Source organism: Actinomadura sp. GC306, assembly GCF_004348665.1.
GTDB lineage: Bacteria > Actinomycetota > Actinomycetes > Streptosporangiales > Streptosporangiaceae > Spirillospora.
In genome coordinates, this window is record NZ_SMKM01000043.1 from 14,136 (window position 1) to 30,820 (window position 16,685).

General features: G+C 70.3%; 18 protein-coding genes. 9 read left to right on the top strand and 9 right to left on the bottom strand.

The genetic code is table 11. The features are described 5' to 3' along the window. Nucleotides 1-88: 88 nt before the first annotated feature. The 4 genes from fadD1 to E1200_RS09270 are packed head-to-tail and all read right to left on the bottom strand — an operon-like array spanning nt 89 to nt 4,605. The gene (fadD1, locus tag E1200_RS09255; RefSeq protein ID WP_131951409.1) at nt 89-1,669 is read right to left on the bottom strand and encodes a fatty-acid--CoA ligase FadD1; all 1,581 of its coding nucleotides are present in this window, start codon (nt 1,667-1,669) and stop codon (nt 89-91) included. Next, on the bottom strand, nt 1,662-2,633 hold the full coding sequence (locus E1200_RS09260) for an alpha/beta fold hydrolase (protein ID WP_131951410.1): 972 nt from the start codon (nt 2,631-2,633) through the stop codon (nt 1,662-1,664). The genes fadD1 and E1200_RS09260 overlap by 8 nt, the downstream gene beginning before the upstream one ends. Then, nucleotides 2,630-3,259, bottom strand: coding sequence for a TetR/AcrR family transcriptional regulator (locus E1200_RS09265; RefSeq protein WP_131951411.1), 630 nt, complete (start codon nt 3,257-3,259; stop codon nt 2,630-2,632). The genes E1200_RS09260 and E1200_RS09265 overlap by 4 nt, the downstream gene beginning before the upstream one ends. Continuing rightward, the gene (locus E1200_RS09270; protein WP_131951412.1) at nt 3,256-4,605 is read right to left on the bottom strand and encodes an NAD(P)-binding domain-containing protein; all 1,350 of its coding nucleotides are present in this window, start codon (nt 4,603-4,605) and stop codon (nt 3,256-3,258) included. The genes E1200_RS09265 and E1200_RS09270 overlap by 4 nt, the downstream gene beginning before the upstream one ends. Before the next feature lie 106 nt (nt 4,606-4,711). Here E1200_RS09270 and E1200_RS09275 point away from each other — a divergent pair, with 106 nt between their 5' ends. Continuing rightward, nucleotides 4,712-5,449: an SDR family oxidoreductase gene (locus E1200_RS09275; protein ID WP_131951413.1), complete on the top strand. Its 738-nt coding sequence runs from the start codon at nt 4,712-4,714 to the stop codon at nt 5,447-5,449. Beyond that, nucleotides 5,446-6,273, top strand: coding sequence for an SDR family oxidoreductase (locus tag E1200_RS09280; RefSeq protein WP_131951414.1), 828 nt, complete (start codon nt 5,446-5,448; stop codon nt 6,271-6,273). The genes E1200_RS09275 and E1200_RS09280 overlap by 4 nt, the downstream gene beginning before the upstream one ends. 61 nt (nt 6,274-6,334) lie before the next feature. Here E1200_RS09280 and E1200_RS09285 read toward each other — a convergent pair whose 3' ends face one another. Next, the gene (locus E1200_RS09285) at nt 6,335-6,943 is read right to left on the bottom strand and encodes a hypothetical protein (protein WP_131951415.1); all 609 of its coding nucleotides are present in this window, start codon (nt 6,941-6,943) and stop codon (nt 6,335-6,337) included. 270 nt (nt 6,944-7,213) lie between these two features. Then, on the bottom strand, nt 7,214-7,678 hold the full coding sequence (locus E1200_RS09290; RefSeq protein WP_207933257.1) for a MarR family transcriptional regulator: 465 nt from the start codon (nt 7,676-7,678) through the stop codon (nt 7,214-7,216). Between the two features lie 148 nt (nt 7,679-7,826). Here E1200_RS09290 and E1200_RS09295 point away from each other — a divergent pair, with 148 nt between their 5' ends. The 6 genes from E1200_RS09295 (at nt 7,827) to E1200_RS09315 (ending at nt 11,631) form a co-directional block, all read left to right on the top strand. Continuing rightward, nucleotides 7,827-8,915, top strand: coding sequence for an LLM class flavin-dependent oxidoreductase (locus E1200_RS09295; RefSeq protein ID WP_207933258.1), 1,089 nt, complete (start codon nt 7,827-7,829; stop codon nt 8,913-8,915). Continuing rightward, nucleotides 8,912-9,559, top strand: a complete 648-nt coding sequence (locus tag E1200_RS09300) for an NAD(P)H-dependent oxidoreductase (RefSeq protein WP_207933259.1) — start codon at nt 8,912-8,914, stop codon at nt 9,557-9,559. Before E1200_RS09295 ends, E1200_RS09300 begins: the two co-directional genes overlap by 4 nt. 241 nt (nt 9,560-9,800) lie before the next feature. Then, nucleotides 9,801-10,100, top strand: a complete 300-nt coding sequence (locus tag E1200_RS09305; RefSeq protein ID WP_131951416.1) for a hypothetical protein — start codon at nt 9,801-9,803, stop codon at nt 10,098-10,100. A 1-nt stretch (nt 10,101) separates the two neighbouring features. Further along, the gene (locus E1200_RS33595) at nt 10,102-10,275 is read left to right on the top strand and encodes a hypothetical protein (RefSeq protein ID WP_165950257.1); all 174 of its coding nucleotides are present in this window, start codon (nt 10,102-10,104) and stop codon (nt 10,273-10,275) included. 230 nt (nt 10,276-10,505) lie between these two features. Continuing rightward, on the top strand, nt 10,506-11,102 hold the full coding sequence (locus E1200_RS09310) for a dihydrofolate reductase family protein (protein ID WP_131951417.1): 597 nt from the start codon (nt 10,506-10,508) through the stop codon (nt 11,100-11,102). 49 nt (nt 11,103-11,151) lie between these two features. After that, nucleotides 11,152-11,631: a nuclear transport factor 2 family protein gene (locus E1200_RS09315; protein WP_131951418.1), complete on the top strand. Its 480-nt coding sequence runs from the start codon at nt 11,152-11,154 to the stop codon at nt 11,629-11,631. Between the two features lie 9 nt (nt 11,632-11,640). On the opposite strand, the gene E1200_RS09320 is transcribed toward E1200_RS09315, so the two are convergent. Then, nucleotides 11,641-12,024: a DUF5997 family protein gene (locus E1200_RS09320; protein ID WP_131951419.1), complete on the bottom strand. Its 384-nt coding sequence runs from the start codon at nt 12,022-12,024 to the stop codon at nt 11,641-11,643. Nucleotides 12,025-12,064: 40 nt separating this feature from the next. Between E1200_RS09320 and E1200_RS09325 the strand changes: the two genes are divergently transcribed. Continuing rightward, on the top strand, nt 12,065-12,751 hold the full coding sequence (locus E1200_RS09325) for a LysR family substrate-binding domain-containing protein (RefSeq protein ID WP_243708434.1): 687 nt from the start codon (nt 12,065-12,067) through the stop codon (nt 12,749-12,751). Between the two features lie 17 nt (nt 12,752-12,768). Here E1200_RS09325 and E1200_RS09330 read toward each other — a convergent pair whose 3' ends face one another. Both E1200_RS09330 and E1200_RS09335 read right to left on the bottom strand, forming a co-directional pair. After that, nucleotides 12,769-12,948 carry a hypothetical protein gene (locus E1200_RS09330; RefSeq protein WP_243708435.1) on the bottom strand — a complete coding sequence of 60 codons (180 nt, stop codon included), beginning with the start codon at nt 12,946-12,948 and terminating at the stop codon, nt 12,769-12,771. Nucleotides 12,949-13,088: 140 nt separating this feature from the next. Next, the coding region (locus tag E1200_RS09335) for a protein kinase (RefSeq protein WP_207933260.1) at nt 13,089-16,685 on the bottom strand (3,597 nt) is incomplete at its 5' end.

Consider the following 16,685-nt stretch of genomic DNA (forward strand, 5'->3'; position numbering starts at 1 on the left):
GGTGAACCCATGGTCGCTCCAAAACCTGACACCATGCGTCAGGTTTTCATCCGTCCCGCGGACGTAGGCTGTGGATTTCAGACACCCTCTAGGGCTTCGGGTGATAGACGAGGTCTCGGTCGCTGCGCGTGAATAGTGTGTCTGTGGTGTCGGTGCCTTGAGCCCGGAGCTTGCGTTTGAGGACCTTGTTCGTCGCCGTGCTCGGCAGCTCGGTGGCGATTCGGACGTATTTCGGCCATGCCTTCGGCGACAGGTCCGGCTGGGCGGTCAGGAACTCCTGGAGATCGACGGGCGTGAGGGTGGCGCCGTCGCGCAGTACCAGCGCGCACATGAGCTGGTCGCCCGGGGCGTTGGGGTCCGGTATGCCGTACACCGCGGCTTGGCTGACCGCGTCGTTGCGCAGCAGTATCCGTTCGATCGGCGCCGCCGCGAGGTTCTCGCCGTCGACGCGCAGCCAGTCGTCGGTGCGACCCGCCAGGTAAATGAAGCCTGCTTCGTCCCGGTAGGCGAGGTCGCCGGACCAGTACATGCCCCCATCGAGCCGCTCGGCGGTCGCCTGTTCGTCGTTGTAGTAGCCGGCGAAGAACCCGGCCCCGGTGGTGTTGACCAGTTCGCCGACCGCCTCGTCCAGGTTGGTCACCCGGCCCAGGTCGTCGAAGACGGCGCGCGGGCACTCGGTGCGGGTGCCGCGGTCGTAGACGGCGACGCCGTCGAACGGCTGCCCGATGGAGCCGGCCGGCGTGTCGTCGGTGCGGGTGATGATGACCGCGGTCTCGGTGGAGCCGAAGCCGTCCCACACGGTGCAGTCGAAGCGACGGGCGAACTCCTCGATGTCGCGGTCGCTCGCCTCGTTGCCGAACGCGACACGTAGTGGATTGTCCCGGTCGTCGGGCTGTTCCGGCGTCGCGAGCAGGTAGGCGAGCGGCTTGCCGACGTAGTTGAGGTAGGTCGCACCGTAGTGGCGCAGGTCGCTGAGGAACCGGCTCGCGCTGAACTGGGCCGGCGCCAGAGCTGCGCCGGAGTGGGCGTGGACGGCGTATCCGGCGAGGATGGCGTTGCTGTGGAACATGGGCATCGAGGAGTAGACGATGTCCTCGGGCGTCAGGTCGAACTTGTCGGCGAGCGTCGCCCCCGACATCACCGCCATGAAGTTGGCGACCTGCACGGCCTTCGGCTCCCCGCTGGTGCCGGAGGTGAAGATCAGCATGAAGGTGTCCATCGCGCCGACCGCCGGGAACCCGGCGGTGCCGCGCGGGGCGCCGGCCACCCGCGTGGGCCAGTCGGCGTCGTCGGTGTCGACCACCGTCGCGCCGCCGAGGTCGAGCCCGGCGAGAAGGGCCAGGTGCCGATGATCGGTCAGCAGGATCTGGCAGTCGGCCCGGCGTACGTCGGCCGCGAGACTCTCGCCGCGCCGGGTGGTGTTGATGCCGGCGGTCACGTGCCCGCCGAGCGCACCCGCCGCGATCGCCATCGCCATCTCGGGGCTGTTCTGCATCAGCACGCCGACGTGGACCGGCCGGCCCGGGTCGGCCATCGCGTGCAGCACGTGCGCACGGGCGGCGCTCTCGCCGAGGTAGTCGCGCCAGCTCCACACCCGGTCGCCGTACTTCAGGCCGGGCGTGTCCCGCTCGGCGTGCCGGAGGAGGAGGGCCTGGACGGTGTCAGGCACGGGACGGCTCCGATGCGGTCGCGGTGGGCGAGGTAGGCGAGGCGGCGGCGGAGGGAGCGGAGGGAACAGTCAGGTGGCGGCTCAGGAACGCCACGGCGTGGCGGGTGGCGGCCTCGTGGAAGGGCTTGCCGGCGAAGAGGTCGAAGTGGTCGCCGGGGTAGTGCCGCACCTCGGCGCGGCCGGCGAAGGCCGCCTTCGCCGCGGCGTACGGCGGTGCGCTCCTGTCGAAGTCGCAGATCTGCACCAGCCACGGGACCCGCAGCGACTTCGCGTCCTTGGCGGGCGTCCGGCCGCCGAGCTCCAGCACGACGTCGGCGGCGATCTCGTTGCGCCAGGTCGGGCCCGCGAGCGCGTGGTAGTCCTCGTAGGCGCCGGGCAGGGTCAGCGCGCCGGGCTCCCCGGGACGGGCCACGACCGGGATCATCGTCGGCGCACGGCCGGCCTTGCGCCGTACGGCCGAAGCGATGCCGCGGCCGGTGGAGGCGAGGAGCTGGGCCGGGCGGTGGTGCTTGGCGGCGAGCCGCGCGGCGGCGAGCCCGTCGACGAGCGGCACCGCGGAGACGACCGCCGCGACGTCGGCACGCGCGGCGGCGACGGAGACGACGTGGCCGCCCGCGAGCGAGACGCCCCAGAGCACGACCCGTTCGGCGTCGACACCCGGAAGGCGCTTCGCCGCCTCGACGGCGGCGTGCCAGTCGGCGACCTGGTCGGCGACGGACACGCGCTGGCGCGGGGCGCCGGCGGCGGTGTCGCTCGCGCCGAAGCCGCGGTAGTCGAAGGTGACGGCGTGGAAGCCCGCCGCCGCGAACGCCTCGGCGAACGGCCGGAGGCCGGAGTCCTGGGTGCCGGCGAGGCCGTGGCCGAGCACCACGACGGGCGCGCCGTCCGCGCCGGCGGGGTGCGTGGCGGCGTGGTGCGTGGCGGCGCAGCGCACACCGGCCGAGGGGAAGTCGAAGGGGGTCATGCGGTGCCTCCGTAGATGCTGGTCACCCAGATGTGCGTGAGCGCGTCGACGTGGTGCTCGCGCGGTGGCTCACCGCCGAGTGCATGGCGTTCGAGGGCGTGGTCGTTCAGGTCGAGGAGTACGGCGGCCAGGCCCGCGGCGTCCGGACCGCCGGTCGCGTGCCCGGCGGCCCGCTCCCGTTCGATCATCTCCGCGACCATGCCCGCGAACTCGGCGCGGCCCGCGTCCCAGGCCACCCGGACCTGCGGGTTCGCGGCCCTCGCTTCGAGCAGGGCGCGGTAGGTGTGCGGCGAGGCGTCCACGGAGTCGAAGAGCGAGTCGAGGACGTGCCGGATCCGCTCGCCGGGATCGCCCTCCGCCTTGACCAGCAGGTCGGTCGCCTCCGACGCGGCGTCGTACAGGTCGGCCATCAGGGCCAGGACCGCGGCGGCCTTGCTCTCGAAGTAGAAATAGAACGCCGAGCGGGTGACGCCGGCCCGCCGCGAGATCTCCGCGACGTTGACCTGGTCGAGGGTCTGCTCGCGCAGCAGCTCGTCGAGGGCCTGGAGCAGGGCCGCGCGGCGCTGGTCGCCGCGGTTGACGCTGCGGCGGTCGACCAGCCGCGCCCAGGCGCGCTCCTCGCTCACCCGCGCGCCTCCGCGGGCCGCCGCGCCCGCTGCCGCCGGGCCCGCTCCATGCCCGCGGGGATCTCGCGGGTGCGCAGGTCGTGCTCGTAGAGGAAGTAGTCGAGCTGCTGGGTGTGCCGCGGCCGCTGCACCATGTGGGCGGTGTACTTCTGCTGGTCCTCGTCGATCACCCGTTCCATCTCGGCGACCGGCGGCGGCGCGTAGCGGCCGACGAGCCAGGCCGCGACCAGCCGGGTCTGGCACTCGACGAACGGGAACAGCGTCGGCGTCGCCTGGGCGAACCCGATGAACGCGAGGTCGTCCATGCCCGGCTTGAAGATCCGCTTGTAGAGGCGGATGTGGTTCTCGGGCGCGCTGATGAAGTCGGGGTCGAAGAACGGGAAGGTGATGTTGTAGCCGGTGGCGTGGACGACGACGTCGAAGTCCTCGGCGGTGCCGTCGGCGAAGTGGACGGTAGGACCGTCCCAGCGCTCGATGTCGCCCTTGGCCCGCAGGTCGCCGGAGCCGAGCCGCAGCGGCAGCTCGACCGACTGCGTCGGGTGCGCCTCGAAGAACTTGTGGTTGGGCTCGGGCAGGCCGTAGTCGGTCGGGCGGCCGGCGGTCAGCGGCTGCAGCACCTGCACGAACTTGCGCTGCCACGCGAACGGGATGTACGGGGACGTCCTGTAGTACTTGTCGGCCGGCGTTCCGGCGAAGTACTTCGGCACGATCCACGCGCTGGACCGCGTCGAGATGACGACCTCGTTGCCGAGCGTCTTGCTGGAGAGCTCGACCGCGATGTCGGCGGCGCTGTTGCCCAGCCCGATGACCAGGATCCGCTTGCCCGTCAGGTCGTGCGGCGTCCGCGGGTCGATGTAGGCGTGCGAGTGCATCGTCAGGCCGGTGAACTCTCCCGGCTTGTCGGCGAAGCGCGGGTCCCAGTGGTGGCCGTTGGCCACCAGGAGCACGTCGAAGCGGCGTACGCCGGTGCGCTCGGTCTCCAGCAGCCAGCCGCCGTCGGGGTGCCGCTCGGCGTGCACGACGCCGTTCTCGAACTCGATCCGGCGCCGGATGTCGAACGCGTCGGCGTAGCTGTCGAGGTAGTCCTTGATCTGGGTGTGGTGCGGGAAGTCGGGATAGTCCTCCGGCATCGGGAAGTCCTTGAAGGACAGCTGGTGCTTCGAGGTGTCGATGTGCAGCGAGCGATAGGCGCTGCTGTGCCCGTTGGGGTTGCCGAAGGCCCAGTTGCCGCCGACGCGGTCCGAGGACTCGAACGTGACGTAATCCAGCCCGTAGTCCTCCAGCATCTTGCTCATCGTCAGCCCGCTGATGCCGGCACCGATCACGGCGACCGTCGGACCACTCATCGGCTACTCCTCGGCATCTGCTTGACAATCCGCTGTGACGCCCGTCACGTTAGGACGGCGATTGACACGTGTCAACAGATACCGACGGGCGTCAGGATGGTGGCGGATGAGTGAGCAGCGCACGATCGTGGTGGTGGGGGGCGGGTCCGGCCTCGGAGCGGCGACGGCCGCACTGCTGCGGTCGCAGGGCGACACCGTGGTGGTCGCCGACCTCCCCGGCACGGCCGCCGACGTCGAGGTCGACGTGACCGACGAGGGAGGAGTGGAGGCGCTCTTCGAGGGCGTCGCCGCCGAGCACGGACGCTTCCACGGCGTGGTCAACTGCGCCGGCACGAGCACGCTCTCGCGAGTCGTCGACCACGACGCCGCGGAGTGGCGCCGGATCGTCGACGTCTGCCTCACCGGCGCGTTCCTCGTCCTCAAGCACGCCGGACGCCGGGTCGCCGACGGCGGCGCACTGGTGTCGCTGACCTCCCTCAACGCCCGCCAGCCCGGCACCGGCCTGGCCGCCTACTGCGCCGCGAAGGCCGGCGTCGTGGCGCTCACGGAGGTCACCGCGCTGGAGCTCGCGCCACGCCGTGTGCGCGTCAACGCGGTGGCGCCCGGCCTGGTCGTCACGCCGCTGACGGCGCCGGCGATGGACATACCCGGGGTCAAGGACGAGTACGTAGCCAACACACCGCTCGGCCGACCGGGAAACCCGGCGGAGATCGCCGCGTCCGTGCGCTACCTGCTGTCGGACGACGCGGCCTGGGTCACCGGCGAGACCCTCGACATCAACGGCGGCGCCCACCTGATGCGCTACCCGGATCTCGCCGGCCTCGTGGAGAAGGCGTTCGCATGAGCCTCGCAAGCAGGTCCGCGATCGTCACAGGCGGCGGCTCGGGCATCGGAGCCTCGCTCACCGCGGCACTCGTCCGCGCAGGCGCCGACGTAGTGTGCACGGACCTCGACCTGGGCGCCGCGGAGAAGACCGTCATGGGCCTCACCGGACCGGGATCGGCGCGTGCGGCGGCCGTCGACGTGACGCAAGCGGCCCAGGTGCAGCAGGTCGTCGACGAGGTCGTGGAGGCGCACGGACGAATCGACCTGATGTTCAACAACGCGGGCATCACCTACTTCGGCGACACGCAGGACCTGACGCTGGACCAGTGGAACTCGATCATCGACGTCAACATCCGCGGCGTCGTGCACGGGGTGCACGCGGCGTACCCGCAGATGGTCCGCCAGCACGGCGGGCACATCGTCAACACGGCCTCAATGGGCGGTCTCATGGCCGCGGGCCTGATGACGTCGTACGTCGCCACCAAGCACGCCGTCGTCGGGCTGTCCCTCGCACTAAGGACCGAGGCCGCCGCGCACGGCGTCGGCATCACCGTCATCTGCCCCTCGGCCGTGGACACCCCCATCCTCGACAAGGGCGAGATCGGCCCCTACCGCGGTCGCGACTTCTACCTCGACGGCCAGGGGATCAAACACCCGCTCGATCCGGACGCACTCGCCCGGCGGATCCTGGCGGCCGTCGAAGCGAACAAGGCAATGGTCGTGGAACCGCGCCAAGCTCGGCTCGCGTGGCGCGTCGGCCGGCTCTCGCCGAGTTTCGTCAACAGGATGGCCACGCGGTTCATCGACAGGCAGCGCGCCCAAGCGCGAAAGGGACCGGCATAACGGCGGCGCTACCCGAGAGCGCGTGCTGCACGGTCCTTACCTGCCGTGCCACGCGAAAAGCTCAGCGGATAGAGAGTTTGATGTCGGTCACATACCATTTCCCGCTGATGTTGCCAGCCTTGACCCCGAGCCCGATGTTCTCCTTTTTCAGCCCGGTGGAGTTGGAGAGGACGATCGCCGTGAGGGTCTGCCCGTCCACGGTGATCTGATCTCCACTCACCGTCACCGTCCCGCCGGACGGCGTTACGTCAGCCACCTTCACCTGGGGTGACGTTCCAGAGTTCGCCGGCGTGAACGAAGGCTGCAGACGGCGGAGCATGTTCGCGGCACGCCCTCCGGAGCCGCACGCCTCCGATGTGGCGGGGCTCGGAGCCGAATTCTTGTCCGGTGCGACCGCCATCGACATGCATGCCTGCTTGAGCTGATTCGTGACCAACGCAGTGGTCCAGCCGCGCACCACCGCCTCGGGGGACGACTGGCTCCCGGCGCTTCCCTGCGGTGCGGACGAGGATTGGGGGGACTGCGTTGGACTCTCGCTGGCCACCGGCTCCGCCTGCGTGGACTCGCCCGAACAACCGGCCGCCGCGACCCCCAGGAGGAGAACGCCGACCAGCCACCCGATATTGGACTCTTTCCGACCGCGAGGTACCGTGCTGTTCCGGCGCACCATCGTCCATCTCCCACTTGTTCATCGGTTTGCCGATGCAATTGTTCAATCCGTTCTCGGTTCTCGAACGGATCAGCAGATTCCGGCAATAAGGCGGACGCAGTCCCTGACAGAAGTAGCCGCACTATGAGTGCGTTCTCCGGACCATGGGCCGCACGTGGTCGATGATCATACACCGGCCGGTGTCTCAGAAAAGACTCATGTAGGGCCGCCGTCAAGGCGACCAGGTCGACGTTCCAGAACACGCGCTCGATGGCATCGAGGCCGGTTCGGTCATCGCAGGCCCGCCTGCTCGTCGTTCTCCGGGTCGAGGCGTGACCAGATCCGGGTGAGGTCGCGCAGGTCGTCGTCGTCGAGACGGTCGAGGAAGAGCCGGCGCACGTCGGCATGCTGCTGCTTCCATGCCTTGCGCAGGAGGTTGCGTCCATCGGCGGTCAGCACGGCGACGTAGCCGCGCCCGTCCCCGGCCGCACGCCGGCGCTCAATGAGCCCGCGGCGCTCCAGCCGGTCGGCGAGCCGGGTGAGACCCCCGGTCGACATCAGCCGATCCCTGGCCAGCTCGGACATCCGCATTCCGGAGCGACCGGCCCGGCCGAGCAGGGACAGGACGCTGTACTCGGCCATGCTCACGCCCAGCGGCCCCAGCCCTGCCTCGATCTCACGCCAGATGCGGTCGTGGGCATACAGGAAGCCCTGCCATGCCTCGTTCTCAAGGTCGCTCAGACGCGGAGTCGCCACTTCCGCAGGGTACCGCGACCGCCGTCCTCAACGTCCGGGACGCATGTCTGCGCAGGCAGTACACCGGGTGGAATATCTGCCTGCGCAGACACCTTATTGAGGGCGTACGCCGAACGGCGTCCGCACGAGAGACCGTAAGGAGAACACGTTGAACACCACCGTCACCGGCGAGCGATCCCCCTTCGAGATCGGGTTCATGACGTTCGCCGAGATCACCGCCGATCCGGCCACCGGTGCGCTTCCCTCCGCGCACCGGCGCGCCCGGGAGACCGTCGAACAGGCGCGGCTCGCCGACGAGGCCGGGCTCGACCTGTTCGCCGTCGGGGAGCACCACCGCACCGACTTCGTCGGCTCGGCCCCCGCCGTCGTACTGGCCGCGGCCGCCGAGGCCACCACCGACATCAGGCTGACCAGCGCGGTCACCGTGCTCAGCTCCGACGACCCGGTCCGGGTCTGGGAACAGTTCGCCACGCTCGACCAGCTCTCCGGGGGCCGGGCCGAGATCATCGCGGGCCGCGGCTCCTACACCGAGTCCTTCCCCCTCTTCGGCTACGACCTGGCCGACTACGCCGACCTGTTCCGCGAGAAGCTCGACCTGCTCCTGCGGATCCGCGCGCAGAACCCGATCACCTGGAACGGACGGCTCCGCCCCGCACTGGACGCCGCCGACGTCGGTCCCCGCGCGATGCAGGAGGAGCTGCCGATCTGGGTCGGGGTAGGGGGAAGTCCCGCGTCCGCCATCAGCACCGGCCGGCTCGGCCTCCCCATGGCCATGGCGCTGCTGCTCGGGCCGATCACGTCGCACCGGCAGACCGTCGATCTGTACCGAGAGGCCGCCCAGGACGCCGGGCACGACGCCGCCAAGCTGCGCACCAGCATCAACCTCCACGGCTACGTCGGACGTACGAGCCAGGGCGCCCGCGACACGATGTACCCCTACTTCGCAGAGGGCATGATGGCCAACAACCACCAGCGTGGCCGCGGGTTCAGGATGCCGCGGGCCGCCTTCCAAGCCCAGACCTCCCCCGACGCTGGTCTCGTCGTCGGCAGCCCGCAGGAGGTCGTCGAGAAGCTGCTGGCCTACCACGAGCTCTACGGCCTGGACCGCGCCCTGATCCAGATCGGCTTCGGCGGGATGCCGCAGGACGACGTCCTCAAGGCGATCGAGTTGCTCGGCACCGAGGTCGCCCCCGTCGTACGCCGCGAGGTCGGCTCCCGGAAGGAGCCGGCGGCATGACCACCACCATGAGCGACCAGCGGGCTCCCGTCAGCGGGCGCACCGGACTCGCCCCCTCCCAGGAGGAGGCTCGGACACTGCGGGTGGTCGTCGTCAACGGCAGCCCGAGCGAGAAGTCCAAGACCGTCGGACTGGTCGACGTCGTGCTGCAAACGCTCAGCAGCGTGCTCGCCGGCCACGCCGTCGCGGTCGAGCACTCCCGGATCGACGTCTACCGGCTCGGACCCGCCTTCACCGGAGCCGTCGAGAGGGAGGGCATCGCCCCCGAGGTCGAGGACGCGCTCCGCCGCGCCGAGGAAGCCGACCTGCTCATAGCCGCCACCCCGGTGTTCCGCGGCTCGTACACCGGCCTGTTCAAGCACTTCTTCGACCTGGTCGACCAGTACGCGCTCGCGAACAAGCCGGTCTTCCTCGCCGCGACCGGCGGCGGGGATCACCACGCGCTGGTCCTGGAACACGCCCTTCGCCCGTTGTTCGGGTTCTTCCAATCGATGACCCTCCCGGTCGCCGTCTTCGCGTCCTCCGGCGACTTCGACGGCACCACGCTCCTGACCCCGCGCGTCTACGGCCGCATCGAGATGGCCGTGGAGGACGTGAGTGACGTCCTCACGCTCGTGGCGACTCGGCGGAAGCCGGCTGGCTGACACCAGCCGCGTCACGGTGACCACAAGTGGGGACGACCCGTTGGGCTCCACAGAGCCGATGACCTTGCCGCTCAGCTTGCGCGTCTCCGGCAACCGGGCATCGGCGGTCACCGTGGCCCCGGCCGGCACGCTGATCGGGTGGGCGGCGAGGCGCCCCTGCTGGGACGATGTTCGTTGTAGATGGTTCGTAGGACGGTCGCGTAGGGTGTGGCCACACCCTTGCGCTGAGAGGTGACGGCCCATGAGGCTCGAACTCACCAACCACGAAGCCCTGCACGGTTGGGGCGTCGTCAACAACAGTGCCGATTGGCATGCTCAGCGCAACCGGAAGCCACCCGCGTCCATCCAGGCAGTCGGAGACATCCTCTTCAAGGCATACGGCTGCCGGACCGACACCACCACCACGGTCGAGCTAAGCGACGACGAGCGGGCGAGCCTCGCCGAGCTGGTCAGCGAACACATCGCCCTGTGGGGGAAGCGTGGCCAGGAGAACGCCGCAACACCTCATCTGCGCTCGCTGGTCATGAAGCTGGGCGGCTGAGATGCCTACACCGGGCAGCACACAACGAAAGTTCCGCCTCGCCGACGATGCCCTGTGGGCCGAGTACGACCAGGCGTGCCGTGACATCAACGGCAGCGCGGACCGCAGCGACGACATCCGCAAACACGTCGAGGCCGTCGTCGCCGAATGGAAGCAGCGCCGCAAGTTGAACTGACCCTCCGGCGGGGCTCGATTCCGCCCGGGTCACATGAGGCCGCCGGTGGAGAGATCATTCTCGTTTTCCTGATACACGAACTCCGCAACATCTGCCGCTGCGGCACCTACGCCCGGATCCGCGACGCCATCAAGTCCGCCGACGAAAGATGTGACACCTGCCAGGCGCGGCCGATGAGTTCGCGGCTGCCAGCCGGTCAACCCCCATGACACCCAAGGAAGGAGACCGCCATGTCCGAGCTTCTCGTCGACTTCATCACCTCCCTCGACGGTCACGCGTCAGCAGAGGGGTGGCCCGGGTTCTGGGGCCTGGAGGGACCGGAGTACCTTACGTGGCTCGGTGAACAGCCGGGGGTCACCTACCTGATGGGGGCGAACACCTACTGCCAGATGTCGGGCTTCGCCGCCGGCGAGGTCCCCGATGGCCAGGACGAGTTCAGGCCCGAGGAAGAGGCGTCCGTCGACGAGCTCACGCGAGCACCCAAGGTGGTGTTCTCCTCTTCCCTGGAGGAGCCGCTGACGTGGGCCAACTCCACGCTCGTCCGCGATGACGCCGTCGAGGCGGTCCGCGCCATGAAGTCGGGCGGCCCGGCCCTGCTCAGCACGATCGGCAGCCTGAGCCTGTGCCGGTCCCTGCTACGGGCCGGGCTCGTCGACCGCTTCCGGGTCGTGATGTTCCCGGTGATCACCGGGGCCACGGGTGCGGAACGCATCTACGACGGCTACCCGGACGTCGCCCTGGAGATGACCGATCACCGCACCTTCGACGGCCGCATCCAGCTGGTCGAGTACAAGCCCCGCGTGCTTGAGCACCCGGGGTCTCGGTAACTAGAACGCGTTCTTGTCAACGGAGGCGGGGTCGAGCAGGCTACGTCGCATGGACCTGATCGCCCTGGAAGAGATCCGTCAGGTGAAGTACCGGTACTTGCGCTGCCTGGACCTGAAGGACTGGGACGGGTTCGCCGACACCCTCACCGAGGACGCCCTGGGCGCCTACGGAACCCGCGCGGTCGGCGGGCCGCTGCGGCTGGAAGGCCGGGACGCCATCGTCGGCTACATGCGCGACAATCTCGGTCCCGAGATCACCACGGTGCACTTCGCGGGCCAGCCCGAGATCCGGGTCGACGGCGACCGGGCCGAGGGCACCTGGTGCCTGGAGGACACCGTCATCGCCAAGGCGTTCCGGGTGCTGATCCGCGGATCCGCCTTCTACGAGGAGACGTATCGCCGCTGCGCGGACGGCGGGTGGCGCATCAGCGGCATCGGCTATGAACGGACATACGAATACTCGATATCGCTCGACGATGTGCCGAGCTTCAGGCTGCTGGCAGACCGCTGGGCGCCCCCGGGCACCTGACCGGTGGCGTCAAGCCCTGGCGCGCTCCTGCTTGAGGCGGAGTTCCTCCCTGCGGACCTCGGCGTAAATGGCCTGCTCGCGTTCCAGCCAGTCGGGCCTCTCGGCCTTCAGGTCCTCGATCTCGGCCGTGGTGAGGGGGCCGGTGATGCCGGCGCGGGCCAGACCTGAGATGGAGACGCGAAGCCTGGCGGCGGCGACCTGGCGGGGGTGGGGCCCCTCACGGCGCAGGTTCGCCAGCCATGCGGGCGGATCGGCCTGGAGCGCGTTCAACTCGTCCCGGGAGACAGGACCGTCCTGGAACTCGGCGGGTGCCGCCGACAGCAGGATCCCCAGCTTCTTGGCCGCGGTCGCGGACTTCATGGTCTGCGAGGTCTTCGCTTTGGACGTGCCCATGACGCCAAGGGTAGCCAGCGGACGAGACTAGGGTGGCGGAGTGAGCGATGCGGAGTTCCGGCTGGCCTACGTTCCGGGGGTGACGCCCGGGAAGTGGGCCCGGGTGTGGGCGGAGCGGGTCCGGGAGGTGCCGCTTCACCTGCTGCAGATGCCGGCGGCCGAGGTCGTCCCCCTGCTGCGGGACGGTGGCGTGGACGCGGCGTTCGTACGCCTCCCCGTCGACCGCGAGGCCCTCCACGTGATCCCGCTGTACCTGGAGACGACCGTGGTCGTGGTGCCCAAGGACCACGCGGTGGCCGCGGTGGAGGAGGTGGAGCTCGCCGACCTCGCCGACGAGGACGTGTTCGAGCCGCTCGACGACGTCTTGAGCTGGGACGAGCGCCCCGGGCAACCGGCCTTCACCCGTCCTGAGAGCACCGCCGACGCGATCGGGTTGGTGGCGTCGGGAGCCGGCGTGCTGCTGGTCCCGCAGTCTCTGGCCCGCCTCCACCACCGCAGAGACCTCACCTACCGGACCGTGACCGACGCTCCCCAGTCGCAGATCGGCCTGGCCTGGCTAGATGTCGAGACGTCCGACCTCATGGAGGAACTGATCGGCATCGTCCGCGGCCGCACGGTCAACAGCTCCCGCGGCCGCAACCCCCGGCAACAACAGCCCGCCCGTAAGAAGCCCCCGCAACAGCGCCCCGCTCCCAAGCACCGCCGCCAGAACCGCCGCCGGAGGTGACGCGAGCGGCCGACGTGTCATGCGCTCGGCTGAGGAAGCTTGCAGTCGGCGGTGGGATTGAGACCGATGTAGTTGAGCGGACCGGTGGCCCAGGTGATTCCGATCGTGGCGATATTGGCGCAGCTGCCGTCGAACTGGGCGTAGTAGTGGCGCTGTCCCGCGGCGAGCGCTCCTACGATCAGCCAGACGACGAGCATCCACCGTCCGGACCTCATCACTACCTCCGGTGACCGCCTCGCCGACTTTGGGGTACGACAGTAACGACATGATCGTCCATAGTTAAGCAAGACGGGCCTGGTGTGTCCTGTCACCCGCGCAAACGGGCCGGGGTGCGTCGTCAGCCGAGGCGGCTCAGGGAGGGGCAGACGTCGCGGTAGTCGATGCCGGGGGCGACGTATTGGGTCCATTCGGCTCGGGTGAGGGTGCGGCCGGCTATGGAGCAGGCGATCTCCGCCGGGTCGGCGGGCATGGCGATGTTCCATCGGCGGATGGTCACGTCCAGGTCGCTGGTGGTGAGGGTCTTCGTGTCCGGGCTGAAGAACAGGGCCGTCGGCGGGCCGCTGTGGCCTGTCAGGGGCGCGCCTATCTGGCTTTGGCTGGTGACGTCCCAGAGTCTTACGGCCTGGTCTTCGCCGCCTGTGGCCAGCGTGGTCCCGTCGCGGTTGAAGGCCAAGGTGCTCACCGGGTCGGAGTGGCCGGTGAGCGGGGTGCCGATCTGGCGCTGAGCTCGGACGTCCCACAGGACGGTCGTGTTGCCGGCGCCGATGGCGAGGGTGCGGTTGTCGGGGGCGAGGGCGACCGCGTTGACCTGGTCGGTGAGGCCGCTGATCGGCGGGGTGAGCTCCTTGCGGCCGGCGACGTTCCAGAGCCGGACCGACCGGCCGGAGCCGGCGGCCAGGATGCTGCCGTCGCGGCTGAAGGCCAGCGCCGAGACCTCGGTGGCCGGCGACAACTTGGCGGCCAGGGTGCGGGTTCGGAGGTCCCACAGGTGCACGTTGCCGTCTTGGGGGCCTCCGCCGGAGGCCAGCATGTGCCCGTCCGAGCTCATGGCCAGCGCGACGCTGTCCTTTTGGGAGCCCTGCAGGACGGACGCGCGCCGAGCCGCCGGGTCCCAGAGGACAAGGCCGGAGGGCTCGCCGGTGACGAATCTGCGTCCGTCGGGGGTGACCACGATGTCGCGTGGGCTCAAGGGTGCCCCAAGCAGTTTTCCGCCCGGGAGGGCCGGTTGTGTCTCCTTTCTGCTGGTGACATCCCAGGTCCGGAAGTCGAGACCGTCGGACGTGCCGCTTTCGGCGATGAGGGTCCGTCCGTCCGGGCTGAATCCGTGATTGGAGGGATAGTCCAAGCCTTTCTTGGCGCCCGCGAACCGGAAGGGATTGCGATCGGACTGGCGGACTTTGACGTCCCACAGCCGCACCGCCGCCGTGGAACCGTCCCCGCCCAGCGAGACCACCGTGTCCTTGCCGACGAAAGCGGCGACTCTGGCTGAGGCGGCGCCGTCATTGGCGATGGAACCGATCTGCGTGCCGCCGGTCTCCCACAGCTGCGTGCCGATGACCACGACCTGGCCGTCGGAGCTGAACGGTCCCACTTCGTCGTCCTGCAGGCCGACGGTGATGGTGGCGCCTCGCTGGCGGCCTGTCCGCGCGTCCCACAGGTACACCTCGTCGCCCTCGTCACCCGCCTCGAACGCTCCCTCCACCCGCGTGACGACGGTCCGGCCGTCCGGGCCCAGCGCCACCACATCGCCCTTCGCGGGGAAGGTCGCCGTGCGCCGGCCGGTGGCGAGGTCCCACACCGCCACCCCCTCGGCCGTGTTGACCGCGACGGTCTTGGCGCGGGGGCCGATCACGGCGCCCTCATCAGAGGGGATGCCGCGACCGCGCCGGCGCAGGGTCCCTACGTCCCAGAGCTCGACCACCTCGCCGTTGTCGACGGCCACGCTCTTCCCATCGGAGGTGAACACCACCGAACTGGGCTCGGACGATACGGGCAGGTCGCCCAGCGGCCGGCGGGTGCGCACGTCCCAGAGCCGGACGGCCTTCTGCACGATCTCCCCGATGCCGCCCGATTCGGCTGCGGCGGCGGCGAGCGTCCGGCCGTCCGGGCTCAGCGCAACCGACATGGCCGTCGGGGGACCGGAAGGCTTGAGCAGCCGCAGGAAGCCGCCGATCTGGCGGTGTCTGCGCACATCCCACAACGCGACGGTGCCGTCCTCGTTGCCGATGGCGAGCATCCGGCCGTCACCGTCGGCCGCGACCGTGATGGGCGTGCCCTTGTAGTCGCTCAGGACGCCGCGGGCCGGGTTGGTGACGATGTTCATCAGCGCGGCGCGGCTCTCGGGGGTCTCGCGGATGTTCCCGGCGGCGACGGCCAGCAGGGCGGCCTTGTCCGGGTCGGTGCCCGCGAACTGGCGGCTCTGCGCGGCCAGTTGCCGCGAGGCCGCGACGTCGCGCTGGTCGACGCTGGTCCGCTGCGCCTTGACCGCCCATCCGGTGGCCGTCAGCGACACGACCGTGGTCACCGCCAGCACGGCGGCGACGGCGCGGATGCGCCGGCCGCGGGCGGTCTGGGCGCGGGTACTGGCGTCCAGCAGGCCGCGCTCCAGCCGGTTGAGCGACTGGCGGCGGCCGGGGGTGGCGGCCCAGTGGACGGCCTCGTCCAGGTGCGCCCCGGTCAGCACGTCCCCGCGGCGGCGCCCGTGGTCGGCCCAGGTGCGGGCGGCCCGGCGGATGCGGTGGTGCACCGCCAGGCCCTCCCGCTCCTCGTCCGCCCAGCTCCGCAGCCGCGGCCACGCCCGCAGCAGTGCCGGGCGCGTCAGGACGACCTGCTCCCCCGTCACCACCAGCAGCGGCCGGAAGGCCCACACGACATGCTCCAGCGCCTGCGCCTCGCTGGGATCGTCCCGGTCCGACAGCTCCGCGGCCGGTACGGGGCGGATGGTCAGGTTGCCGTCCTCGCCGGGCACCACGCAGCGCAGGAACACCTCCGGGACGAGGCTCTGCTCACGCGGCGGCAGCGCGGCGAAGGCGTCCTCGGCGACCTTGCCCAGCGCCGGGTCGCCCGGCTCCCACCGGGAACGCGACTCGGCCTGCGCCGCCCCGGCGGCGACCAGCTCCTGCAGGTCACCGGAGCCCTGGTGCGGGTCCTGGGTGAGCGCCGCGAGGATCGCCCCCGCGGCCGGACGCGCCAGCGGATCCTTGGCCAGCGCGGCCCCCACCAGCGGACGCAGCGCGTCGGGCAGCGCGGACAGGTCCGGTTCGTGGGTGCGGATCGCGTGGGCGATCTCCGGCAGGGTGCCGCCCTTGAACGCGTGTTGCCCGGTGGCCGCGAACACCATGATCGCGCCCCAGGCGAACACGTCGGCCTCGGCCCCGGCGCGCTGCCCCGCGTACGCCTCCGGCGCCATGTACCGCAGCGTCCCGGCGAACCCGCCGCCCTCGGTGGCCGTGTGGGTGTCCAGCACCCGCGCGATCCCGAAGTCGATCAGCCGCGGCCCGTCGGGACCCAGCATCACGTTGCCGGGCTTGAGGTCGCGGTGGACGACCTTGGCCTGGTGGATGGCGGTGAGCGCGGTGATGATCCCGATCCCGAGGCGGTGCAGATCGTCCCCGCCGAACCGGCGCCCCGGCCTCCCGTCCGCACCGTTGACGGCGCCCTGGAGGCTCAGCCCGTCGATGTACTCGCTGACGATGTAGGGCCGCGGCGGCTCCAGCCGCACATCAAGGATCTTGGCGGTGCAGAACGAGGCGACCCGCTGCGCGGCGCGCGCCTCGGCGGCCATCTGCGCCAGCTCCCGGGGCGAATCCTGCGCCCCGTGCAGCACCTTGACCGCCACCCGGACCCCGTCGGGACCGTAGGCGTCGTACACCACGCCCTGCCCGCCCGCGCCCAGCCGCCCCGACAACCAGAACTCACCCTGTCTCTTATACAC